Consider the following 23,764-nt stretch of genomic DNA (forward strand, 5'->3'; position numbering starts at 1 on the left):
CTGAAACCGGGGTTTTACTTCTTCCTTTACGGCTTTTTTTTGCTGACGTTTGGGCTTTTTTTTTCCTCTAAGAATTTAGTGACCTGGGAATTCTTTGAGGTGTTTTCTTCTGCATCGTAATCACTTTCTGCAAAATCATCTTTATGTTTGATGAGCAGCCATGAATTTTCTTCGGTATTTTTCATTTTAACCAAAGCAAATTCGCCTTTAAGCTTTTTACCGTGAAGGATAAATTTTAAAGAGCCGGCGTGAAGTTCTTTCAGCAATTCCTTTTCATCAGAGAGCTTTGAGTTATTGTCAAGAGGTTCATACGTTCCGCTGTCCCATATTTCCACCTGTCCTGCACCGTAGTTACCTTCAGGAATGTTTCCCTCAAAATCTTTATAATCATAAGGATGATCCTCCACCATCATTGCGAGCCGTTTATCTTTAGGATCCAAAGAAGGACCTTTCGGAACGGCCCAGCTTTTCAACACACCCTCCATTTCCAACCTGAAATCATAATGAAGCCGCGAGGCGGCATGTCGCTGGATCACAAAAATCAGTTTGTCTTTACTTTTTTTTGTTTTTCCTTCCGGTTCAGTGGTTTCATTAAACCTTCTTTTTGCATTGTAATCTTTTAAGGCCATTATGATGCATTTTTAGATTTTGGACTTTGTAAACTGGCTTTGAGCTGAGCCATAAGGTCAATAACTTTACCTTCTTTTGCGGGTTCAGCTTTTTTCGCTTTGATATTTTTCCCTTTTGCTTTCTGCTTGATAATTTTCATTAACGATTCAGAATACGTGTCTTTATACATTTCAGGATCGAATTCCTGTGAAAGTTGTTCTATAATGCTGACAGCCATTTTGAGCTCTGCCGGTTTCGGCGGTTTTTTGGCGGGAATTTTCAGATCGCTGTAATCCCTGATTTCCTGTGCAAATCTGAGACGGTTTAGGACAAGAACATCATCTTTATAGGGCCGGATCATTCCAATCGCTTCACTTTCACGAAGCACAAAGGTTCCTATTCCTACCATTTCTGTTTTAGCTAATGCTTTTAAAAGAAGTCTGTAAGCATTTTCACCATTCTTCTGAGGCTCCAGGTAATATGGATTTTCAAAATATACGGAATCCACTTCAGATTCTTTTACAAACTGGTCTATTGATAATATTTTGGATTTTTCAGGACTTGCCGCTTCATAGTCTTCTTCATCAAGAATGATGTATTTATCCTCCATGAGATAACCTTTTACAATGTTTTCCCATTTTACTTCCTTTCCTGTGGTTTCATTGACCCTTTTAAAACGGATATTTGAAAAATCGGATTTATCAAGCATATCCAGATCCAGTTTGGTGGTTTCTGTTGCCGAATAAATTTTAACAGGAATATTTACTAAGCCAAAGCCAATGGCGCCGTTCCAGATTGCTTTCATTGTAATTTGATTTAACAAAAATCTACAATGATTGTGCCGTGAGGAAAATATTTACTGAATGTGGTAATTTAGATTTTAGATATTAAATAATAAGAAATGTTTTTGATGTAACTGGAAGATTGGTTTTAACGTTACCCATAAGTACAAAAGAAAACAATTTAAAAATTGATGTTAGAAGCTTGAACAAAAGTGTTTATTTCCTTGTTATTGGGGATTATAAGCAGAAATTTATCAGAGAATAATAAATAAAAAAGCAGAGATTTCTCTGCTTTTTTATTTTGTAATTCAAATTCAATTTTGCCATAAGTATTATTGCATTAATTATTGCTAAAACTTATTGATTTTAATTGATTCTGTTCCTAACCTGGTAGTAATTTTTAAAATATACATTCCTGTTGGAAGTTCTGATGTTGAAATAGTAGTTTTAGAGGGTTGATCCTTTTTAATTAAGATCATTTGACCTGCCATATTATAAAGCTCCAAGCGTTGTATAGTAGCTGGAGAATTTATGTTAATAACTTCATTGAATGGAATTGGATATAGCAGTTTTTTTTCTATAACATTAGTTTCATGAGTGGCTAATGTTTGTTGAAATTCATAAGCGCCCAGATCAATTCTTGCATTCACGATACGATTATGTCCTGCCAGATCTGAATTGCCATAGATGGCTGTATCAAAATATTCATTGTTTCCCAGATTGATTGCCGAACTGTTGCTCTTTAAAGTAAAATCATTTGCACTGGGATTGTTAAAAATGTCATTTATTGAAATGCCTAATTGGGTAATATTAATAACGCTTTTTGAAGGAACATCTCTAACGATCGTTGTAGCTGTAGTATAGTTGCTTCCATTGACAAAATCCCAAATAATAGAATTGTACCATTTTGAAGTTCCGGAATCATAAATTCCATTATTACCGTTATTGATTATTGTTGTATTGTAATAATTTCCCCCTAAGTTATTATATACACCTCCTCCACTTGACGTTGCAGAATTGTTTGCAATAAGTACATTAACAAAAGTAGGCTGTGAAGAATGATTATACACGCCCCCTCCATAAGGCGCCGAGTTATTTTGAATGACAGTATTGATTGCTGCAGTATAAGAATTGTTATTGAATATCCCGCCTCCACCGGAATCGGCTATATTATTGCTAATGGAAACGTTTTTAAGAATATTTGATGAGTAAACGGCAAGTATTCCTCCTCCGAGGCTCGCAACTGTATTATTTGAAATTTTGGTATTATTGATTACCGAAGATGAGTTTTGAGTAAATATGGCACCTCCGGATTGGGCCGTATTATTTGTCAAGATCAGGTTGTTTAAACTAACAGAGGAATTATAAATAAAAATACCACCTCCACTAGAATAGATTGTGCCGGATGTAATATTATTTGAATTTATAGTTATATTGATAGCGGTATTAATACTCTTGCCATGTATTATTGTAAAACCATCCAACAGGGCCGTGCCAACATTTCCAACGGATAAAACGATGTGCTGGGCATCATTGATATTAGTAATCCCATTATTATCCAAATCTCCGCTAAGAATAGTTTCATTAGTTAAAAAATTACGATCATTCATTGTGGGAGTACCACTATCAGGAAAGCCGCCGTAAACCTTGACATTGTTTACCATTAAAAACCCATTCCGTGTATCGTATGCAGTGCCAAAATTATTATCTTCAGGGCTATACATCGGCTTGTAAGTTCCTTTTGATACCCATATCTCTTGTATGTTTTGGTTTGTTTTGGCCGCTTTAAGAGCGTCTGCTAATTCTCCAACAGCATTGCTCCAGGAACTTCCGTTACCTGCTGAGCCTTTTTTTACATACACCACACCAGATGTGGGGGTAATAGTTTGTGCAAAATGATATACGCAAATTAATAATAAAAGGATAGAAATTTTTTTCATGATATTAATTTTATGACTATAAAGATAAGCCTAAAACAAAAAAGCAGAGAAATTTTTCTCTGCTTCTCTTTATGCTTTTAAATTTAGTTTAAGTTCCAGTTCATCCAGCTGTTCGTTTGCAATGGCAGCCGGTGCGTCAATCATCACATCACGTCCGGAATTATTTTTCGGGAATGCAATATAATCCCTGATTACTTCGTTTCCATCGAGGATGGCTACCAAACGGTCAAAACCGAAAGCCAACCCACCGTGAGGCGGAGCGCCATATCTAAAGGCATTCATTAAGAAACCAAACTGAGCTTCCGCTTCTTCTCTGGTGAAACCAAGCAGATCAAACATCTTAGACTGAAGATCTTTATCGAAAATTCTGATAGAACCTCCGCCGATTTCGTTCCCGTTCAACACCATATCGTAAGCGTTTGCTCTTGCTTTTCCCGGATCCGTTTCCAGCAAATGAATATCTTCCGGTTTTGGAGAGGTGAAAGGGTGATGCATTGCGTGGTAACGTCCGCTTTCTTCATCAAATTCCAATAATGGGAAATCTACCACCCAAAGTGGTGCGAATTCATTTCCTTTTCTTAATCCTAAACGGTTACCCAGCTCCATTCTTAAAGCGGAAAGCTGTGTTCTTACCTTATTTTCGTTTCCGGAAAGAATCAACATTAAATCACCTTCTTTTGCTCCGAATTTTTCAATGATTTTTGCTAAATCTTCCTCGTTGTAGAATTTATTTACCGAAGAAGTCTTCACACCATCATTCTGGAATTTCACCCATACCATTCCTGAAGCACCGATCTGAGGTCTTTTAACCCAGTCAATAAGCTCATCAATCTGCTTTCTGGTATAATCTGCACAGCCTTCTACATTAATTCCGACCACCAGTTCGGCATCATCAAATATCTTAAACTCTTTTCCTTTTACCAACTCATTCAGTTCCACGAATTCCATTCCGAAACGGATATCCGGTTTGTCGTTTCCGTATTTCTGCATCGCATCTGCGAAAGTCATTCTCGGGAAGTCTCCGAATTCCTGACCGGTGATGTCTTTCAGTAAAGTTTTGGTCATTCCTTCAAAAACATTCATTACGTCTTCCTGTTCCACGAAAGCCATTTCACAATCGATCTGTGTAAATTCCGGCTGTCTGTCGGCTCTTAAATCTTCATCACGGAAACATTTTACAATCTGGAAATATTTATCCATTCCGCCAACCATAAGCAGTTGCTTAAAGGTTTGCGGAGATTGTGGCAACGCATAAAACTGTCCCGGATTCATTCTGCTCGGAACCACGAAATCCCTTGCGCCTTCCGGAGTAGATTTAATTAAAACCGGCGTTTCAACCTCGATAAAACCGTTGTCTGACAGGTAGTTTCTTACTTTCTGAGCCATTTTGTGACGGAAGATCAACTTGTCTTTCACAGGATTTCTTCTGATATCAAGGTAACGGTACTTCATTCGTAATTCTTCACCACCGTCCGTTTCATCTTCAATGGTGAAAGGCGGAAGCTGGGATTCATTAAGAACCGTTAATTTTTCAACAAGAATTTCAATTTCTCCTGTCGGGATGTTTGGGTTTTTACTTACTCTTTCAATAACTTTTCCTGTAACCTGAATCACAAACTCACGGCCCAGTTTTTTTGCATTTTCCATCAGTTCGGCAGTAGAACGCTCCTGATCAAAAACCAATTGGGTAATTCCGTAACGATCACGAAGATCTATCCAAATCATAAATCCTTTATCACGAATGGTCTGTACCCATCCTGAAAGTGTAACTTCTTCATTAAGATTTTTGAGAGATAATTCTCCGTTGTTGTGCGATCGAAACATAATTATTTGTTTAAAGTTCAAGATTTAAAGTTCAGGGTTCTGTGTTCAGTGTTTAAAGTTTTGAAGATCAAGCTTAAAACACCAACAGCGGAAGTTTGAATTTTCCGTGTGCAAAGATATGATTTTTAAAGGTTTTTAAAAGAAATTAATTAATAGTACTGCAAGAATAATTTTTATAAAACCTTTCATATGCCAAGAAATAATCATTTCTGAATATCTATTTTTGCCGGATACAAAATCAAAATCAATGTCAAAATATTTCAAATTTCTGAAGAAAGCGTTAAGCGGTAAAGAAGTAGACTATACAAAAGCGACGATAAGGAGCGCTGTTCTTCTTCTGGCAATTCCGATGATGCTGGAGATGGCCATGGAATCTGTATTTGCATTGGTAGATCTGTATTTTGTAGGACATCTGAAAGAAAGTGGTTTTGCTATACAGACAGTCGGACTGACAGAATCCGTGCTTTCCGTGATGTATTCTATTGCCATAGGGATGAGTATGGCGGCAACGGCAATGGTTGCAAGGAGGATCGGGGAGAAAAATCCGGAGCAGGCTTCCAGAAGTGCAGCTCAGGTTTTATTGGTTTCCTTTGCGGTCACTTTTATTTTAAGTTTGTTCGGAGTGATTTATGCTGAAGAAATTTTAATTCTGATGGGTTCAAAGCCTGAAGCTGCATCTTACGGTAAAGAATTTACAAGAATTATGATGGGAAGCAGTGTTATTATCATGTTGTTATTCCTGATCAACGGAATTTTCAGAGGAGCGGGAAATGCTGCCATTGCCATGAAATCCCTTTGGATAGCCAATATTGCGAATATTATTTTGTGCCCGGTTTTAATTAAAGGTTTCGGACCGGTCCCGGCAATGGGATTAACGGGAGCAGCTCTTGCTACAACGATCGGTAGGAGCATTGGTGTCCTTTATCAGCTTTATCATCTTTTAATTGCAGATTCACAAATCAGAATTGAGTCGAAATATTTTAAGCCTGATCTTAATATTATTAAATCAGTCATAAAAATTGCCACTCCCGGAATCTTTCAGTTTGTGATTGCTTCGTGCAGCTGGATCTTTCTGGCTCAGCTTGTGGCGACAACCGGTGGTGAAAATGCTTCTGCGGGATATCAAACCGCTTTACGTCTGATGATGTTTTTTATGCTTCCTGCCTGGGGATTAAGTAATGCCGCATCAACACTTGTCGGACAAAACATGGGAGCCGGCGAAATGCTTCGGGCAGAGCAATCTGTTATGAAAACCGTTAAATATAATGTGATTTTTATGATAGTCGTTAGTGTTATTTTCTTTTTTATGGGTGATTTTTTAGCCGGATTTTTCACCAATGAAACTGAAATTAGAAATATTGCCACCAATGCATTGCATATTATGGCTGTTGGATTTATTTTTTACGGAATCGGGATGGTAATGATTAACGCTTTTAACGGAGCTGGTGATACCTGGACGCCAACCTGGGTGAATCTTTGCGGTTTCTGGCTGTTTCAGATTCCATTTGCTTATCTTCTTTCAAAATATTTTGCATTGGGACCAAAAGGAGTATTTATCTCAATTCCTGTTGCCGAAGCTTTAATTACAATAGTTGCTTTTATGTTATTTAAGAAAGGAAAATGGAAAACGGTTAAAGTTTAGGAGTAAGAGGTGGGAGGTGAGAAGTGAAAAGTAAAATGTAAGAAGTAAGAAGTAAGAAGTAAGAAGTAAGAAGTAAGAAGAGAGAAGGTAAGTGATGATGAAGATCTCATGATTATGCGCATCGGGCTTTCATTTTTGCTAAAGAATTATAAAAATTTTAACAGCTGATCTTTTTGATTTTAAAATGGTATTCTCTAATTTCGTAATACAACTAAATTATATTACTATGGGAAAAGGAGACAAAAAATCAAAAAGAGGAAAGATTAACAACGGAAGTTACGGAAAAAGAAGACCAAGAAAATCTTCAAAAACTGTGGCCGCTGCCGAAGAAAAATCTAAAAGCTAAAAAGACCGGAAACTACTTCCGGTCTTTTTTATGAAGAGGTGTAAAAATTATTTTCCTCCAAAAATACTTCCCAGAATACTTCCGATTCCGCCGCTGTCGCCATCGTTCTTCTGGTTGTTATTATTTCCTAAAACACTGCCGATAATATCATTAAGTGGGTTTGATGAAGAGTTGGACTGTCCGCCTAACACATTTCCTATAATATCATTCAAAGGATTAGACTGCCCATTTTGTGCCTGTCCCGAAGCATTGCCTAGAATACCATCGAGCAAGCCTCCTAAACCGCCGGCTCCCACATTGTTCTGTTGTTTCTCTTTTCCGATATATCCCATAATGATCGGTGCGAGCATTGATAGCACAGGTCCGATTTTATCGATGGAAATTCCTGTTTTCTGAGATAACTGACTTTCCACGGTCTGCTTTTCTTCTCCAAAAATATGATTAAGGATAGAGTTTCCTTCGGATTGTCTTGCTTCGGCCTGGCTGACATCATTAAGAATACTTCCGTCATGATCTTTATCCAGCGCAGTATTTAAGGATTCTGCTTCGTTGGGAGACTGCGATTTTTTGCTGAGATAAGAAATAATAAGCGGGGCAGCTACCGCAAGCAATGCAAGGACCTGATTCCTGCTTATTCCGAATTTGTTTTCAGCTCTTTCTGCTACCTGATTGCCGGTGTTTCCGGTGAGTAAATCAATTAAGCCCATAGTTGATGATTTTTATTGTTACTATTCAGATCATCAAAAAATATTCCTAATAATTATATGAATATTAAACCAGGCGTAAATGTCATTATGCTGTTAATGCTTAACAATGGGTACATTTGAGCAGGCTTCGCCAAACATTAATGATTTTACGATAGGTTTCAGTTGTTCAACAAGCTCAATATAGGCGTTTTCAGGGATTTCTTTGTCCGAACATCCTTTTACCAGGACTCTTTTGCCGCGCATCTCCTCAAAATCATAATTTTTAACTGCGTTATGCATCAGAATTACTTCCAGATCTTCCCGGTTTCCAAAGACAATTTTTTTAGCAACATCCGTTAATCTGGCAGTGATTAAAAAGTACGCCCAAAGCGGAACAATAGCATCTGCCGAATTGTAGATGTATATATAAGCATCGCGGTATTCTTCAACATCAATCGCTGCAACTTTTTCACGGAAATCTTTCTCTTTTAGAATCATTTCCATAAAAAGAAAATCTTTAAGGTCAAGACCTTTCCTTACTCCTTTCGGTACGAGATCGGTTAGATCAAAATTGATCAGTCCGCTCTCTGCAACTTTATTCCGGATTTCAAATTCTTCTGACATTTTTATCATTATCTTTGAACAAATTTACAAATTAAGATGCAATGAAGTCCTAATTTGTTTTCTATAGCTGTTATAGAAACCTCCCATAATTTCATTTAAAAAATTAAAAAGAGATTCATAATGGCAATTTAAAATTAAAGATTTCACCAGAAATGAAATATTATATCATTGCCGGAGAAGCATCCGGAGACTTGCACGGAAGTAATTTAATGAAAGCGCTGAAACAGAAGGATCCCAATGCGGAGTTCAGGTTCTGGGGAGGCGATCTTATGGCAAAACAGGGCGGGACTCTGGTTAAACATTATCGTGATCTTGCTTTTATGGGCTTTCTGGAAGTTGCCATGAACCTTCGTACTATTCTGAATAATATTAAATTTTGTAAAGAAGATATTCAAAACAATAAACCGGATGTTCTTATTCTGGTAGATTATCCTGGTTTTAATTTAAGGATTGCAAAATTTGCGAAAGAACAGGGCATAAAGGTTGTCTATTATATTTCACCCCAACTCTGGGCATGGAAGGAGGGCAGGGTAGAGATCATCAGGAAATATGTGGATGAGATGATGGTAATTCTTCCTTTTGAAAAAGATTTTTATAGTAAACACGGTGTTTATTCCCATTTTGTTGGTCACCCTTTACTGGATGCCATCTCTACATTAGAAGAGATTAATACTGAGGATTTTAAAATACAGAACGGGTTAAACGAAAAAGAAATTATTGCATTACTGCCGGGCTCAAGAAAACAGGAAGTAGAAAAAATGCTGCAAATCATGCTTTCAGTACGTCCTTATTTTAAAGAATATCAGTTCGTCATAGCCGGTGCGCCAAGTCTTCCCAAAGAGTTTTACGAAAAATATGTAGATGATAATGTGCATTTTGTGTCCAATAAAACGTACGATCTGCTGAGGTGTTCAAAAGCGGCTTTGGTAACCTCCGGAACAGCGACTCTTGAAACCGCTTTACTGAATATACCTGAAGTAGTCTGCTACCGCGGAAGTAAAGTCTCTTATGCTATTGCCAAAAGGCTGGTGAAGAATATAAAATACATTTCCCTGGTAAATCTCATTATGGATCGTGAAGTAGTGAAGGAATTGATTCAGAATGATTTAAATACCAATAATCTTGTGGAAGAACTGAAAAAAATACTGGCGACCGAAAAAAGATTTGAAGTATTCAGGGATTATGAGCTGTTACGGGAAATGCTTGGCGGGAAAGGAGCTAGTGAAAATGCTGCAGACGTCATTTTAAACATGTAAAATTTAAATAAATACTCATTAATCGTGGAAAATTTTTCTGCGATTTTTCTTTTACTAAAAGAATTTTGGAAATTTTTTGAAGTTTTAAAATATTGCTGTGCGAATTTTCCATGAAATAAATATTTTTGGGAAAACACAAACTGTTGAAAAAGCAGCCTCTTCTTATTCTTGTTATCTTTTTTATTCTTGGAATTTTCTTTCAGGATACATTTTCTCTTAATGAAACTTATATTTTAACGATTGCAGGAATAATCCTGCTGATTTTAGCTTCAATATTTTTTAAAAACTATTTTCTGCACAGGCTAAAGCCTTATGTGCTGTGCTCAATGTTCTTTGGAGTCGGAATAATACTGCATTTTCTAAATACTGATGAAAATCCGGTTTCTGTTGCCGGAAATCACGTCATCACATTCAAAATTTCCGGAAAGTTGAATTCAACCGAAAAGAGCAGGAAATATGAAGCCGTAGTACAAGCCGAAAACAAAATCTTTAAAGCCATTGTTTATCACCCTAAAATTGAAAAAACACTGGACTTTAATCATTATTACCAGGCAAAAGCTTTTATTTCCAAACCCAAAGCTCCGCAATATGATTTTCAGTTTGATTATTCGAAATATTTAAAACGTAAAAACATTGATTTTCAATGTTATATCAATGGTGAGGTCCATGCTGCGGGAAGAAATGATTTAAGTTTGAAAGAAAAGTTTTATCAGAAACGATGGGAAGTTCTCAAGAATATTGACCATACCCAGATGTCTTCAAAGGCTAAAGAATTCTTAAAAGGAATTATTCTTGCTGACCGTACGGAAATTGATGTGCAGACGGCTCAGGATTTCAGCAGATCCGGACTGGTGCATTTTCTGGCTATCTCGGGAACACATATTGTTGCGATTTTCGGGTTGTTTTATTTCTTATTGATTAAAATTTTACCGGTAAAGCATAGAAAATATGCGATTGTTTCAAGTCTTATTTTCATTTGGCTTTTTACTGCTTTTATTGGCTTTGGCAGTTCAGTGGTGCGTTCAAGCCTGATGCTGAGCAATTATTTTATTTATGTCCTGCTTCAGCGGAAGTCAGATCTTCTTCATTCTTTGGCGTTGTCCGCATTTGTCATTTTGATTTCGGACACACAGCAAATATTCGATGTGGGATTCCAGTTGAGTTTCCTTGCGGTTTTAGGAATATTCTGGCTCAATCAACCGATTCTGAATATGCTTCCAAAACAGGACAATTGGCTAAAAAAGGTTATTTTTAATACGGTTTCCGTTTCCATTTCGGCTCAGCTGGCAACGCTTCCTCTTGTGCTGTATTACTTTCATCAGTTTTCATTCATTTCTATTATTGCAAATTTCTTTATTGTTCCTTTTTCTGAGATGATCATTATGTTTTCATTTTTAATGACTACTTTAATAGCTTTCAACATAAATTTCGAATATTTGAATAGATTGTATGAATTTATCATTGACATATTGCTCACGATAATCCATTGGTTTGCCGGATTTAATCATGTTTTTTTTGAAAATATTCCATTGAATTTGCCTGAGGTCTTTTCCCTGTTTTTAATAGTCATGTTGCTAAGACCTGTTATTTTAAAATGTAATCTTAAAAACTTCGTGAGATGTATGATGGCTGTTATTGCTTTTTTTATATTGCGATGGGGTTTTGATCTGTATGAAATGAATAAATCTGAAGTTCTTGTTCATGATTTCTCTAAAAATAAAGTATTATCCATTAAGAAAAATAATGATGCCTGTTTCTGGATTGAAGAAAATTCGGATAAATCTAAAATTGTAAAGTTTATCGTAAACCCTTACTGTGCCTCACGGCGTATAAAAAGAACGGAGATAAGAAGGATTCCTAATGCAGTTCGAAAAATTGTTTATAAACATAAAATTTATGAAATAAATTAATTTTGATACGTAATATTTTCCTTTATTTATAATATTTTAAGACTTATTTAGAAAGATTACAAACTGGCTATATGTGAGATTTCTCACTTTTTGTTGTAGTTAACATTTCTTAATTTTGTGGAAAATCAAATTTAAACTTATATGGCAGGTTTAACGAGTTCTACAATAGGTAGAAAATATGCTATGGCATTGTCGGCTATCTTTTTGCTGATATTTCTGGTAATGCACCTTTCTGTAAACCTTTTGTCGGTTTTTGGAGCAGATGCTTACAATAATGCTTCGCAGTTTATGGGGTATAATCCTCTTATTCAATTTGTAATGCAGCCGGTATTGATATTTGCTGTTGTTTTCCACTTTGTAATGGGATTTGTTTTGGAAATTAAAAATCAGAAAGCACGTCCTGTTAAATATGAAGCTAATAATCCTTCTCACAATTCTACATGGATGTCAAGAAATATGATTATTTCAGGTGCCGTGGTCTTGGCTTTTATTTTTCTTCACATGTATGATTTCTGGTTTCATGAAATGAACTACAAGTATCTTGACGGGTTGCCAATTGAAGAATCACGCTTCTGGGGAGATCTGCATGCTAAATTTGCAGATGCATGGAGAGTAATTATTTATATAATATCTTTCATTTTGCTGGGATTACACCTGGGACACGGTTTCCAGTCTTCATTCCAGTCTATCGGTGCAAGACACCCTAAATATACTCCTGTAATCATGGCATTTGGAAAATGGTATTCCATCCTGATTCCTGCAGGTTTTATCTTTATCGCAATTTATCACTTTGTAACTCAATAATATCAATATACTAATATGAGTAAATTAGATTCAAAAATTCCGGCGGGTCCTTTAAAGGATAAGTGGAAAAATCATAAGGACCATATGAACCTTGTTGCACCAAACAACAGAGACAAGATTGATATTATTGTTGTTGGAACAGGTTTGGCAGGAGGTTCTGCTGCTGCTACACTAGCAGAGCAGGGATACAATGTAAAAGCGTTCTGTTATCAGGATTCTCCAAGAAGAGCACACTCTATTGCCGCTCAGGGAGGTATCAACGCAGCTAAAAATTATCAGGGAGACGGAGACTCTACCTACAGATTATTCTACGATACCATCAAAGGTGGTGACTATAGAGCAAGAGAAGCAAACGTATACCGATTGGCAGAAGTTTCTGCAAATATTATCGACCAGTGTGTTGCTCAAGGTGTTCCTTTCGGACGTGAGTACGGAGGCCAGCTTGATAACCGTTCATTTGGTGGGGTTCAGGTAAAAAGAACATTCTATGCTAAAGGACAGACGGGACAGCAGTTATTATTAGGAGCTTATTCAGCCATGAGCCGGCAGATCGGTAAAGGAAGAATTAAGATGTACAACCGTCATGAAATGATGGATCTTGTGATTGTAGACGGAAAGGCAAGAGGGATTATCGCCAGAAACCTTGTAACAGGTGAAATCGAAAGACATTCTGCGCACGCCGTAGTAATTGCATCCGGAGGATACGGAAATGTATATTTCCTTTCTACCAACGCAATGGGCTCCAACGTTTCTGCAGCCTGGAAAATCCACAAAAAAGGAGCGTACTTCGCAAACCCTTGTTATGTGCAGATTCACCCTACATGTATTCCGGTTCACGGAACACAGCAGTCTAAACTGACTTTGATGTCTGAATCTTTAAGAAACTCAGGAAGAATCTGGGTTCCTAAAAACATTGCCGACGCAGAAGCCATCAGAGCAGGAAAGCTTAGACCTGAAAATATTAAAGAAGAAGACAGAGATTATTATCTTGAAAGAAGATATCCTGCTTTCGGTAATCTTGTACCTAGAGACGTTGCATCAAGAGCTGCTAAAGAAAGATGTGACGCCGGATACGGAATCGAAAACAATGATACTCAGGAAGGCGTTTACCTGGATTTCTCTACAGAGATCATGAAAAAAGGTAGAGAAGCCGCTATTGAAAAGCATATTCATAATCCTACTGATCAGCAGATCTATGATTTAGGGAAAAGCTGGGTTGAAGAAAAATATGGTAATCTATTCGTAATGTATGAAAAAATTACGGCTGATGATCCATATAAAACCCCAATGAAGATTTATCCTGCCGTTCACTACACCATGGGTGGAGTTTGGGTAGATTACAACCTTCAGTCTACCATTCCGGGATGTTTCGTAATTGGAGAAGCAAATTTCTCTGATCACGGAGCCAACAGATTGGGAGCCTCTGCTCTAATGCAGGGACTTGCAGACGGATATTTCGTGCTTCCTTACACGATTGCAGATTATCTTTCTGCAGACATCAGAACAGGATCTATTCCTACCAATTCTTCATCTTTCGATGAAGCAGAAAAAGGAATCAAAGAAAAAATAGATTTCTTCCTTAATAATAACGGAACACATTCTGTTGACCACTTCCACAAAAGGTTAGGAAACATTATGTGGAATAAAGTAGGTATGGGAAGAACACCTGAAGGTTTAAGAGAAGCCATCAGAGAAATTGAAGAAGTAAGAAATGATTTCTGGAAAAATGTAAAAGTTCCCGGAGATAATGATGGTATGAATACCGAGCTGGAAAAAGCATTCAGAGTCGCAGATTTCTTAGAGCTTGGACAATTGATGGCTATCGATGCATTGCATAGAAACGAATCTTGTGGAGGACATTTCCGTGAAGATCACTCAACTCCGGACGGAGAAGCTGAAAGAGATGACGTAAACTTCAAATATGTAGGAGCATGGGAATATCAGGGAGAAGATATCAATACAGAAGTATTGCACAAAGAAGAGCTGATCTACGAAAATATTGAGGTGAAAACTAGAAGTTACAAATAACAGATATGAAGAGTTTAAAAAAAGTACTTTTGTTTTTTGTAATCCTCTCCGGATGTTCTGTTTTTGCTCAGAAAGTAACAACACAGGCTATTGATAAACCTGCTGAAGGAAAATCTCTGGTGTATATTTTAAAAACCGGAGCGGGTATGCTGCTTAACTTCAGGGTTTATGATAAAGATAAATTCCTGGGAGCTATTCCTAGCGGGAAATATTTAGTTTATGAATGTGAGCCTGGTGAACATTTATTTTGGGCTACATCAGAAAACAGAGATTATGTTGAAGCCAACCTCGAACCCAATATGGTATATGTGATTAATGCGGAAGGCCAAATGGGAGCTTTCATCGCAAGTGTTAACCTTAGACCTTTGAAACCTACAGAATTCAGAGATAAAAAGCTTTTTTATCAGGTGGTAAAAAATGACACTAAGACAATATATCAGCCATCACAGGACGACAAAGCTGAGAATATCGCCAAAGCAATGGAAAAATATCAGGAGCTGAAAAGCAGAAATTCTAATAAAATTGCAGTTTTAAGTTCAGATATGAAATTTGAAAATGCAGACAAACCAACAAAATAATCTCCAACCTATAAATATAAAATTATGAGTGCAAAAAAAGGCTTACATCTTACGCTGAAAATTTGGAGACAAAAAAATAATAAATCTAAAGGTCAGTTTGAGACTTATAAAATATCGGATGTTTCTACAGATTCTTCATTTCTGGAAATGTTGGACATCCTTAATGAAAATCTTATTAACGAAGGAAAAGAGCCTATCGCTTTCGATCACGACTGTCGTGAAGGGATCTGCGGAATGTGTTCTCTTTACATCAATGGTAGAGCGCACGGTCCGGACACAGGGATTACAACCTGTCAGCTTCACATGAGAATGTTCAAAGACGGTGAGACCATCGTTATTGAACCTTGGAGAAGTGCTGCATTTCCGGTAATTAAAGATTTAATTGTAGACCGAAGCGCATTCGACAGAGTAATGGCTGCTGGTGGTTTTATTTCAGTAAACACTTCAGGAAATACATTGGATGCCAATGCGATTCCGGTTCCAAAAGAAGATGCTGATAAGGCAATGGATGCTGCAGCATGTATCTCTTGCGGTGCCTGTGTAGCTTCTTGTAAAAACGGATCTGCAATGCTGTTTGTGGGTGCAAAAGTTTCTCAGTATGCACTTTTACCTCAAGGTAGAGTAGAAGCGAAGCGAAGAGTGCTGAATATGGTAAAAGCCATGGATGAAGAAGGATTCGGAAACTGTTCCAATACCGGTGCGTGTGAAGTAGAATGTCCGAAAGGAATTTCTCTTGAGAACATCGCCAGAATGAACAGGGAATATATGGCAGCATTTGTTGACAGAGGATAAAAAATTATTAAAATAAAATAAAAGCAGCTTTCATAAGAAGGCTGCTTTTTGGTTACAGCAATATTCTTCTGAAAAAAATTAATACAGATGTTTTCAATTTACAAATGGAAACTTATAAACATTTTATATTGTTTTTATTGATTGAATAATCATGGAAAATTAACGTAATTTCAAATACACATTCTAATAAATTTAATTGTTTACTACGCGAAATCATGGCTTTTATTTCTTTTAGTTAAATGTTTCATAAATTACCATGGAATATGATATTTAGTTGAGATGAAAAACTTATTTTTGCGTAATTATAAAATTCGAAATGAAAAAATATCTTTTATTGTTTATCATCGCTGTTTTTGCGATGTCTTGCTCTAAAAAAGTAGAAGTAAAAGGAAAAATTACCGGCGGTTCTCCATTAGAAAGAATCGAATTTATTGAAGCATCAGGTGTTGCTACTTTACCACTGATTAACATTGGGATCAACAAAGACGGAACGTTCTCCGGAAGCTTTGAGGCTCCGAAAAGCGGAATGTATGTAATGTCGTATGGCGGAAAACAAAACCTGATCTATCTTAAAGGTGGCCAGAAACTTGAAATTACAGGCAACGGAATAAGCTTCCCGTCAGAATTTGTGGTTACAGGTGATGCTAAAAATAATAATGATTTCTTTACGGCTACACAAAAATATCTTTCTACCTATGCTCAGACTGTGAATATGAATGAGCTGATGACAAAAGATGAAAAAACTTTTCTTAAAGGCATTGAAAAAGTTCAGGCCGATGTTAATAAAAACATAGAAGAAAACGTTAAAAAATTCAGCCCGGACAACGGATTAGTGGAGTGGAAAAAGAATGACCTTGCAAGCACATTGCTTACGATCCTGAATCAATACGAAATGAGTCACAAACAAATGGGTAACCCTTCATTCAAAGTGACAAAAGCGTTCACGGATTATGAAAACAAGCTTCAGGAAAATAAAGAGGTAATGGTAAAAGAAAATCCTTTCTACAGACAATATCTTTTAACAAAAATGAGCCCGGATTTCCAGAAGTATGCACAAGCAAACAGCGCTGGGAAAACAGATGTTACCACTTCTGAATTATTTTCTGATTATTTAAAGAAAAATCAGAAAGATCTTTCACAAACTGCTAAAGATTACTTATTGGCTTTTGTAATGGCGCAATCTGATATTCATCCGGGAACTCCTGAAAAAACAATAGAGAAAATTAAAAAAATTATCGATACGGATATCAAAGACGCTACCATTAAAGAAGATTTAAAGAAAATTCAGTTTGCTATCAACGGTTTCAAAATCGGAGAGCAGGCTCCTGAAGCATCTCTTATCAAAGCAGACGGAAAATCGTACAGTCTTTCTTCAAACAAAGGAAAACCTTACATGATGATGTTTTATGCATCCTGGAATCCTTATATCGGAGAAGCCTCAATTCCTGTTTTAAAAGAAGTTGTGAATTTCTATAAGTCAAAAATGAACTTCGTTTTTGTAAATGTTGATGATACAAAAGATCAGTTTGTAAAAACTAGCAATTCGCTGATGAAAGGAATTACCGGAACCAATGTATACGGTGAAGGCGGATTAAATTCAGATATTGCTAAAAAATATGGAGTGTACGGTTTCAAATTACCATGCTTCATTGTTGTTGATAAAGACGGAAAAATAGCAAGCAAGCCGTTCTTTAATCTTGGAGATCCTGAATTGGTAATCGCTCTGGATAAACAAACAGGACTTTCTGCACCAAAGGTAAATCCTAATGCTCAATTGCAGCCGGGATTAGGGATGGATCCTTCTGCTGCACCCCAGCAAGTGCCGCAACAACAGGCAAATCCTCAGCCGGCTCAGACAAAATAATTTAAATTGAATATAGATAAAAACCTTGTCTTCGGATAAGGTTTTTTTTATTGTATTTTTGCAGACCGGAATAGAGTTGTTTTTTTTCGGGCATTTGTCAAAGTTCAGATCTCTGGCAATTTAAACAGTAAAACAGAAAAAATTCTTAATGAAAAAGAGAAATAAGAAAAATATTATTCTTGAAAATATCAGACTTTTAAATGCAGGTGCAAAAGGTGTTGCTATTGGCAGAACCGAAGAAGGAAAAACCGTAATGGTAACGGGTGCAATTCCCGGGGATATCGTGAATGTAAAAGTAAAGAAAGCGAAATCAAAATATTACGAAGGAGAAGCAGTAGATCTTCTTGAAAAATCACCGTACAGAGTAGATCCGAAATGTATCCATTTCGGGGTTTGCGGAGGGTGCAAATGGCAGAATATGAGCTATGAAAAGCAACTGGATTTCAAACAGGAAGAAGTTTATAATAATATCAAGAGAATCGGAGGGATTGATCATTTTGAAACAGTGCCTATTTTAGGTTCGGAAGAGCAGTATTATTACAGAAATAAAATGGAGTTCTCTTTTTCAAATTCCCGCTGGCTTACGCAGTATGAAATCAGTTCGGAAGAAAATTTCGGAAACAGAGATGCGCTGGGCTTTCACATTCCCGGAATGTGGAGTAAAATTCTGGATCTTAAAGAATGCTTCCTTCAGGAGGAACCTTCAAACACCATCAGGCTTGCTGTAAAAGAGTATGCCGTGAAAAATGGTCTTGACTTCTTTGATGTTAGAAATCATGAAGGCTTTCTAAGAACTCTGATGATGAGACAAAACTCACAAGGGGAGTGGATGGTCCTTTTCCAGCTTTTCAGAGAAGAAAAAGAAAACAGGGAAAAACTCTTCCAATTTCTGCTTGAAACATTTCCTCAGATTAAAACAATGGTTTATGCCATCAATCCGAAAGCGAACGATTCCATCTATGATTTGGATATCAACGTTTACTTTGGGGAAGGATATCTAATGGAAGAAATGGATGGCTTGAAATTCAAAATCGGTCCGAAATCCTTCTTTCAGACCAATTACAAACAGGCGCTTGAACTCTACAGAAAAACATTGGAATTTGCAGATTTGAAGGGTGATGAAGTAGTGTATGATCTTTATACCGGAACGGGAACGATTGCTCAATATGTGGCAAGAAAAGCAAAGCAGGTTATTGGGATAGAATCTGTTCAGGAAGCAATTGATGCAGCAATAGAACATGCACAGCTGAACGGGCTTACCAACACAACATTTTATTGTGGTGATATGAAGGATATTTTTAATGATGAATTTCTTGCCAATCATCCAAAAGCGGATGTTCTTATTACGGATCCCCCAAGAGACGGGATGCATCAGAAAGTGGTAGAGCAGATCCTGAAGCTGGCGCCGCAGAAGGTAGTATATGTGAGCTGTAATTCTGCTACACAGGCGCGTGACCTGGCATTAATGAAAGATCATTATGATGTTGTTAAAATTTTGCCTGTGGATATGTTCCCGCAAACCCACCATGTAGAGAATATTGCATTGCTCCTTAAGAAATAATTTATTTAAATTTGACAAACATCATCTATAATATGAAATCTTTTAAATTTCTGTTTGCTTTATGTTGTATCAGCCTGCTTTTTTCATGCGGTGCTGATGATGATATCTGTGAAAGCGGAGAAGGAACGCCAAGAATGAAATTCTCTTTCCTTAACGCAGAAAACGGTAAAGAAAGAACTCTTGACTCTCTTTATGTTGCCGTAGATTACGGCACCGGAAAAGTTCAGCTGGGGGGTGAGGCGAAAATAACTTCCAGAATAATTCCTTTAAGAGTAGATGATTCACCATATACGGATGTTTACTTTAGAACCACTAATCTGGGAACAGAATCCAGGGTAAGGGTAAATTATACCACCAAAGCTGTTTATGTTTCCCCGGGATGCGGAATTAAAAAAACATATGAAAATTTAAATTCGGTACTAACGACATCTGCAAATGCTCCTGTAAAAGCTATTCAGGACGGACAAAATTTTATTGAAAATGAAGACAAAACCAATCTTTACCTTCTTTTTTAGTGTAATCTATATCCTGAGTTTTGCTCAGAATACCCAGGAAACAAAAAAAGAAAAATGGAAATATGAACCTAATTTTATGGTAGGCGGCGATGTACTGAATGCAGGCGTATCTTTTTTTTCAGACAGAAAGCTTTACCAGGGATTTATTTCTTCTAAAATAAAAAATAATATTCATGGTATTGTAGAAGCCGGATTTGAATCCAATATTTACCAGAAAAACGGGTATGACGTAAAGGCGAACGGACCTTTTCTGAAAATCGGGGCTTTTTATATGCTTGCAAAAGATCCGGAAAATGAATTTAACGGTTTCTATGCCGGAGGTAAAATCGGAGGATCTTTTTATACTCAGGAATATATGGCGGTTCCTGTCCGCGGTTTTGGCGGGAGTAGTTCTTCTGTTTCTTTTCCGTCATCTTCACAGTCATCTTACTGGCTGGAAGGAACCATAGGTGGGAGAGTTCAGCTCTTTGAATCCAATTTTTTCATTGATGTAAACCTTCAGCCACGATACCTTGTTGCCACAAGCAAGCAAGAAGATATTCAGCCAATGATTGTACCCGGATTCGGAAGAAGTTCATCAAAATTCAATATGGGGTTCGCATGGAATATTGCTTATAAGTTTTAAATTACGGTATCATAAAAATTAATCCTTCCTGTTATCAGGAAGGATTTTATATTTCTTAATGTTAAAATATCAATTAAGCTGTTATTGCTGAATTTTTAATGTTTTTTCTGTTTTATTATGTATTTTAAAATAATTTGATGCTTGTAAAATATATTATATCTTAAAATTGTTAATTTATGCGTTTTTATTTATAATAATAATTAATTATTTTTTATTTTTTAACATTAAAACATTCCTGATACTGCGTTTTTATTAGGTGAAAACTCGCAAATGATATATATTTGCAATTGATAAAATTATCCTTTTATGAAAAAACTTATTACTACTTTAATTTGTAGTTTGGTCGGGGGAACAATGTTTGCGCAGTGGACTCCGGCTAATTATGAAGGAAGGTCAGAGAAATCTTCTAATGTGAGAAGTTATTATAAGTTGGATCTTAATAAAATAAGAACCCAGCTTAAAGATGCTCAGGAGACAGGGAAAAATGCAAAGCCCGTGGAAATTTCTTTGCCAACGATGGATGGTAAAATAGAAAAATTTGCAGTTTATAGTCAGCCGGTTGTGGTAAAAGAACTGGCCGACCAATATCAGCTGGGATCTTATGTAGGAATTGGTATTGATGATCCTTCTAAGTATTTGAGATTTTCTGTAGCGCCTAATGATTTTCAGTCAATGATCATTAAAGACGGGGTTTATGAATTTATAGAACCTCAGAATGCTGATAAAACGATCTACGGAGTGCATCCTAAAACAGATAAGTCAAAAGGAGAAGCATTCGTATGTGGTACTAATGAAAGTCCTTTATCAAAACAACAGATCAGTGAGCTTTACTCAAAAGGAAAAAGCTTTCAGAACAACCCAACAAATTTTGCGAAAAACTCAGACCAGAAATACAGAACTATGAGGCTGGCAATGTCTGTAACCGGAGAATATACGCAGTTTTTTGGAGGGACAGTGGCAGGAGCTCTTACGGCTATTAATGCTACGATGACAAGGGTAAATGGTGTTTTTGAAAAAGACTTTGCTTTACATCTGATTGTTCAGAGTTTTCCCGGGGTGATTTATACAAACCCTGCGACGGACCCTTATTCTCCAGCTTCTTCAGGAGCTGCAGGTGCATGGAATCTTGAACTTCAAAATGTTTTGACAACAAATGTCGGAAACGGAAATTATGATATAGGACATTTATTTGGTGCTTCAGGAGGTGGAGGTAATGCAGGCTGTATAGGCTGTGTGTGTTTAAATCCTGCCGATTCCCAATCTCCAGGTAAAGGTTCAGGATATACGTCTCCTGCCGACGCTATTCCTCAGGGGGATAACTTCGATATTGATTATGTGGCTCATGAAATGGGGCATCAGTTGGGAGCTAATCATACTTTCTCTCATAATATTGAAGGAACATTAGTGAATATGGAGCCAGGGTCCGGATCAACAATTATGGGGTATGCAGGAATTGTTCCGGGAGCGAATGTACAAGCTCATTCAGATCCTTATTTTCACATAGCGAGTATTTTACAGGTACAAAGCAATCTATCTAGTAAGACATGTGATATTGAAACAAATATTACGAACAATCCACCTATAATAGGAGCATTAAATGATTATACTATTCCGAAAGGAACAGCATTTGTTCTTACTGCAACAGCTACAGATCCTGAAAATGATCCTATGACATACACCTGGGAACAGTTTGACAGCGCAAATACTCCAGTAACAAGTGTTACAGGAAATAATACGACAGGGGCGCTGTTCAGATCTGTAGTGCCAACTTCTACCGGAAATACAAGATATTTTCCTAAGTTATCTTCAGTATTAGCCGGAAATTTAACAGTTCCCTCTATTTGGGAAACGGTATCAAATGTGGCAAGAACAACCAGTTTCGTATTGACTGTAAGAGATAATAATCCTGTTTCTACATCACAGCAAACACAAAGTGATATTGTGAATGTTACAGTAGGAAGTGATGGCCCCTTCAAAGTAAGTTCAACGCAGGTATATCACAATACATCGGCGGCTTTAATATGGGATACTGCAGGTACTAGTGCTGCACCATATAATGTATCGAATGTAAAAATCGATTATACGACCGATAATGGTAATACATGGACTGTGCTTTCTGCATCTACACCAAATGACGGATCTGAAAGTTATACTTTCCCTTCATCATTAAACGGTCAAAATATTAAAATAAGAATTTCATCGATCGGCAATATCTTCTATGCTATTAAGCAGGTGTTGGTAACCGCAGCAGCGCCATGTAGTTCTGCAGCTCCAACAAATATTGCGGTAAGCGCTATTACCTCATCTTCTGCAATGATAAGCTGGAATCCTTCAATAGGGGTAACTTCTTATGCAGTAAGATATAAAAAAGTAACAGAATCAGTTTGGCAGCAGACTACTGCAACCGGAAATGCTGTTACTTTGTCAGGATTGGAAGAAGGAACAAAATATGATCTTCAGGTATTGACATTTTGTTCTGGAACTCCTGGTACTTATAGTGCTAATACTCCATTTGTAACAGCTTCTTCATTAACATATTGCTCTCTTACATCAGCTGATTCTTCAGACGAATATATTTCTAATGTAACATTGGCCAACGTAAATAATACTACCGGAGCATCAACATATACTGACTATGGTTTGGATGGTACAAAAACAATCCATCTGGTTAGCGGATCTACAGGGAATACTGTTTCGGTTACCAAGACTTGGACAGGAAATACTTATCTGGAAGGAGTAAGAGTATGGATTGACTTCAATAGAAATGGTACATTTGAATCATCAGAATTGGTATTGAATTCAGCACCAAGTGTAACTCCAACAGTAAGTGCTACATTTACAGTACCAACAACTGCAGTTCAGAATAAGATGCTTAAAATGAGAGTAGCGCTTCGTTATAATGCCTCTGCTACTGCATGTACATCATACGATTATGGTGAAGTTGAAGACTATAACGTTTTCGTGACACCAACGGTTTTAGGAACAAACGATGTTGCCGGACCTAAAAATGATATTCAAATTTATCCGAATCCTGTATCAGATATCTTAAATATCACCAAAGTTTCTGATAAGGCATCTTATAAAATTTACAGCGCTGCCGGTCAATTGGTAAGACAAGGGAATATTATTGACGGAAAAATCAATGTTTCCGAACTGATCAAAGGTGGTTATATAATTACTGTTGAAGAAAAAGGAAAAGATTTATTCACTTCCAAATTCATCAAGAAATAATAAGATAATTTTAAATGATTAATTCAATCCCCGGGGAAGCCCGGGGATTTTTTTATTGTGCTGTAAAGGGCTTGAATAAATCTGCTATTATTTATGAATAATTTTAAAATACGGTAAATGCATTTGTGAAAAATAACTATTGCAAGA

The 23,764-nt window shown here is 36.8% G+C and carries 20 protein-coding genes; 14 read left to right on the forward strand and 6 right to left on the reverse strand.

Going from position 1 to position 23,764, the window contains the following annotated elements; all coding sequences use genetic code 11:
• Positions 1-26: 26 nt before the first annotated feature.
• Both ODE14_RS16480 and ODE14_RS16485 read right to left on the reverse strand, forming a co-directional pair.
• On the reverse strand, positions 27-629 hold the full coding sequence (locus ODE14_RS16480; protein ID WP_263602204.1) for a DNA polymerase ligase N-terminal domain-containing protein: 603 nt from the start codon (positions 627-629) through the stop codon (positions 27-29).
• Complete coding sequence (locus ODE14_RS16485) at positions 629-1,414, reverse strand: Ku protein (RefSeq protein WP_263602205.1); 786 nt, start codon at positions 1,412-1,414, stop codon at positions 629-631. The genes ODE14_RS16480 and ODE14_RS16485 overlap by 1 nt, the downstream gene beginning before the upstream one ends.
• An 89-nt stretch (positions 1,415-1,503) precedes the next feature.
• Between ODE14_RS16485 and ODE14_RS18750 the strand changes: the two genes are divergently transcribed.
• A complete protein-coding gene (locus tag ODE14_RS18750; RefSeq protein WP_412059356.1) occupies positions 1,504-1,656 on the forward strand; it encodes a T9SS type A sorting domain-containing protein in 153 nt (50 codons plus the stop codon).
• Positions 1,657-1,741: 85 nt separating this feature from the next.
• Here ODE14_RS18750 and ODE14_RS16490 read toward each other — a convergent pair whose 3' ends face one another.
• On the reverse strand, positions 1,742-3,331 hold the full coding sequence (locus ODE14_RS16490) for a T9SS type A sorting domain-containing protein (protein WP_263602206.1): 1,590 nt from the start codon (positions 3,329-3,331) through the stop codon (positions 1,742-1,744).
• A 69-nt stretch (positions 3,332-3,400) separates the two neighbouring features.
• Positions 3,401-5,155 (reverse strand): aspartate--tRNA ligase, encoded by a 1,755-nt coding sequence (aspS, locus tag ODE14_RS16495; RefSeq protein WP_263602207.1) that lies wholly within the window; start codon positions 5,153-5,155, stop codon positions 3,401-3,403.
• Positions 5,156-5,402: 247 nt separating this feature from the next.
• On the opposite strand from aspS, the gene ODE14_RS16500 reads away from it, so the two are divergent.
• Both ODE14_RS16500 and ODE14_RS16505 read left to right on the forward strand, forming a co-directional pair.
• The gene (locus tag ODE14_RS16500) at positions 5,403-6,797 is read left to right on the forward strand and encodes an MATE family efflux transporter (RefSeq protein ID WP_263602208.1); all 1,395 of its coding nucleotides are present in this window, start codon (positions 5,403-5,405) and stop codon (positions 6,795-6,797) included.
• A 226-nt stretch (positions 6,798-7,023) separates the two neighbouring features.
• Positions 7,024-7,143, forward strand: a complete 120-nt coding sequence (locus ODE14_RS16505) for a 30S ribosomal protein THX (protein WP_263602209.1) — start codon at positions 7,024-7,026, stop codon at positions 7,141-7,143.
• 47 nt (positions 7,144-7,190) lie between these two features.
• Here the strand turns inward: ODE14_RS16505 and ODE14_RS16510 are convergent, their stop codons facing one another.
• Both ODE14_RS16510 and ODE14_RS16515 read right to left on the reverse strand, forming a co-directional pair.
• On the reverse strand, positions 7,191-7,850 hold the full coding sequence (locus ODE14_RS16510) for a DUF937 domain-containing protein (RefSeq protein ID WP_263602210.1): 660 nt from the start codon (positions 7,848-7,850) through the stop codon (positions 7,191-7,193).
• Between the two features lie 93 nt (positions 7,851-7,943).
• A complete protein-coding gene (locus ODE14_RS16515; protein WP_263602211.1) occupies positions 7,944-8,453 on the reverse strand; it encodes a DUF2480 family protein in 510 nt (169 codons plus the stop codon).
• 152 nt (positions 8,454-8,605) lie between these two features.
• On the opposite strand from ODE14_RS16515, the gene lpxB reads away from it, so the two are divergent.
• From lpxB to ODE14_RS16570, 11 genes are all read left to right on the forward strand, one after another.
• A complete protein-coding gene (lpxB, locus tag ODE14_RS16520; protein WP_263602212.1) occupies positions 8,606-9,709 on the forward strand; it encodes a lipid-A-disaccharide synthase in 1,104 nt (367 codons plus the stop codon).
• 125 nt (positions 9,710-9,834) lie between these two features.
• A complete protein-coding gene (locus tag ODE14_RS16525; protein WP_263602213.1) occupies positions 9,835-11,619 on the forward strand; it encodes a ComEC/Rec2 family competence protein in 1,785 nt (594 codons plus the stop codon).
• 141 nt (positions 11,620-11,760) lie between these two features.
• Positions 11,761-12,423 (forward strand): succinate dehydrogenase cytochrome b subunit, encoded by a 663-nt coding sequence (locus ODE14_RS16530; protein ID WP_248388519.1) that lies wholly within the window; start codon positions 11,761-11,763, stop codon positions 12,421-12,423.
• A 15-nt stretch (positions 12,424-12,438) separates the two neighbouring features.
• The gene (locus ODE14_RS16535; RefSeq protein WP_248388517.1) at positions 12,439-14,451 is read left to right on the forward strand and encodes a fumarate reductase/succinate dehydrogenase flavoprotein subunit; all 2,013 of its coding nucleotides are present in this window, start codon (positions 12,439-12,441) and stop codon (positions 14,449-14,451) included.
• A 5-nt stretch (positions 14,452-14,456) separates the two neighbouring features.
• Positions 14,457-15,029, forward strand: a complete 573-nt coding sequence (locus tag ODE14_RS16540; RefSeq protein ID WP_263602214.1) for a hypothetical protein — start codon at positions 14,457-14,459, stop codon at positions 15,027-15,029.
• Between the two features lie 24 nt (positions 15,030-15,053).
• Positions 15,054-15,821 (forward strand): succinate dehydrogenase/fumarate reductase iron-sulfur subunit, encoded by a 768-nt coding sequence (locus tag ODE14_RS16545; RefSeq protein WP_072883500.1) that lies wholly within the window; start codon positions 15,054-15,056, stop codon positions 15,819-15,821.
• A 316-nt stretch (positions 15,822-16,137) separates the two neighbouring features.
• On the forward strand, positions 16,138-17,685 hold the full coding sequence (locus ODE14_RS16550) for a TlpA family protein disulfide reductase (RefSeq protein WP_263602215.1): 1,548 nt from the start codon (positions 16,138-16,140) through the stop codon (positions 17,683-17,685).
• A 148-nt stretch (positions 17,686-17,833) separates the two neighbouring features.
• A complete protein-coding gene (gene rlmD, locus ODE14_RS16555) occupies positions 17,834-19,246 on the forward strand; it encodes a 23S rRNA (uracil(1939)-C(5))-methyltransferase RlmD (protein ID WP_263602216.1) in 1,413 nt (470 codons plus the stop codon).
• Positions 19,247-19,278: 32 nt separating this feature from the next.
• On the forward strand, positions 19,279-19,761 hold the full coding sequence (locus ODE14_RS16560; RefSeq protein WP_263602217.1) for a hypothetical protein: 483 nt from the start codon (positions 19,279-19,281) through the stop codon (positions 19,759-19,761).
• Positions 19,727-20,386, forward strand: a complete 660-nt coding sequence (locus tag ODE14_RS16565; RefSeq protein WP_263602218.1) for a DUF6048 family protein — start codon at positions 19,727-19,729, stop codon at positions 20,384-20,386. Before ODE14_RS16560 ends, ODE14_RS16565 begins: the two co-directional genes overlap by 35 nt.
• Before the next feature lie 306 nt (positions 20,387-20,692).
• Entirely contained in the window at positions 20,693-23,617 is a 2,925-nt protein-coding gene (locus tag ODE14_RS16570) for a reprolysin-like metallopeptidase (RefSeq protein WP_263602219.1), read from the forward strand.
• Positions 23,618-23,764: the final 147 nt, after the last annotated feature.

Origin of the sequence: Chryseobacterium sp. PET-29, assembly GCF_025736815.1 — a bacterium.
Classification (GTDB): Bacteria; Bacteroidota; Bacteroidia; order Flavobacteriales; family Weeksellaceae; genus Chryseobacterium; species Chryseobacterium nepalense.

Bases quoted from the DNA above. Each gene is read 5' to 3' on its own strand.
- ODE14_RS16565 (WP_263602218.1), top strand. From the start codon at position 19,727: ATGAAGACAAAACCAATCTTTACCTTCTTTTTTAGTGTAATCTATATC.
- ODE14_RS16570 (WP_263602219.1), top strand. From the start codon at position 20,693: ATGAAAAAACTTATTACTACTTTAATTTGTAGTTTGGTCGGGGGAACA.
- ODE14_RS16540 (WP_263602214.1), top strand. From the start codon at position 14,457: ATGAAGAGTTTAAAAAAAGTACTTTTGTTTTTTGTAATCCTCTCCGGA.
- ODE14_RS16515 (WP_263602211.1), bottom strand. From the start codon at position 8,453: ATGTCAGAAGAATTTGAAATCCGGAATAAAGTTGCAGAGAGCGGACTG.
- ODE14_RS16560 (WP_263602217.1), top strand. From the start codon at position 19,279: ATGAAATCTTTTAAATTTCTGTTTGCTTTATGTTGTATCAGCCTGCTT.
- rlmD (WP_263602216.1), top strand. From the start codon at position 17,834: ATGAAAAAGAGAAATAAGAAAAATATTATTCTTGAAAATATCAGACTT.
- ODE14_RS16545 (WP_072883500.1), top strand. From the start codon at position 15,054: ATGAGTGCAAAAAAAGGCTTACATCTTACGCTGAAAATTTGGAGACAA.
- ODE14_RS16530 (WP_248388519.1), top strand. From the start codon at position 11,761: ATGGCAGGTTTAACGAGTTCTACAATAGGTAGAAAATATGCTATGGCA.
- aspS (WP_263602207.1), bottom strand. From the start codon at position 5,155: ATGTTTCGATCGCACAACAACGGAGAATTATCTCTCAAAAATCTTAAT.
- ODE14_RS16480 (WP_263602204.1), bottom strand. From the start codon at position 629: ATGGCCTTAAAAGATTACAATGCAAAAAGAAGGTTTAATGAAACCACT.
- ODE14_RS16500 (WP_263602208.1), top strand. From the start codon at position 5,403: ATGTCAAAATATTTCAAATTTCTGAAGAAAGCGTTAAGCGGTAAAGAA.
- ODE14_RS16535 (WP_248388517.1), top strand. From the start codon at position 12,439: ATGAGTAAATTAGATTCAAAAATTCCGGCGGGTCCTTTAAAGGATAAG.
- ODE14_RS16485 (WP_263602205.1), bottom strand. From the start codon at position 1,414: ATGAAAGCAATCTGGAACGGCGCCATTGGCTTTGGCTTAGTAAATATT.
- ODE14_RS16510 (WP_263602210.1), bottom strand. From the start codon at position 7,850: ATGGGCTTAATTGATTTACTCACCGGAAACACCGGCAATCAGGTAGCA.
- ODE14_RS16490 (WP_263602206.1), bottom strand. From the start codon at position 3,331: ATGAAAAAAATTTCTATCCTTTTATTATTAATTTGCGTATATCATTTT.
- ODE14_RS16505 (WP_263602209.1), top strand. From the start codon at position 7,024: ATGGGAAAAGGAGACAAAAAATCAAAAAGAGGAAAGATTAACAACGGA.
- lpxB (WP_263602212.1), top strand. From the start codon at position 8,606: ATGAAATATTATATCATTGCCGGAGAAGCATCCGGAGACTTGCACGGA.
- ODE14_RS16550 (WP_263602215.1), top strand. From the start codon at position 16,138: ATGAAAAAATATCTTTTATTGTTTATCATCGCTGTTTTTGCGATGTCT.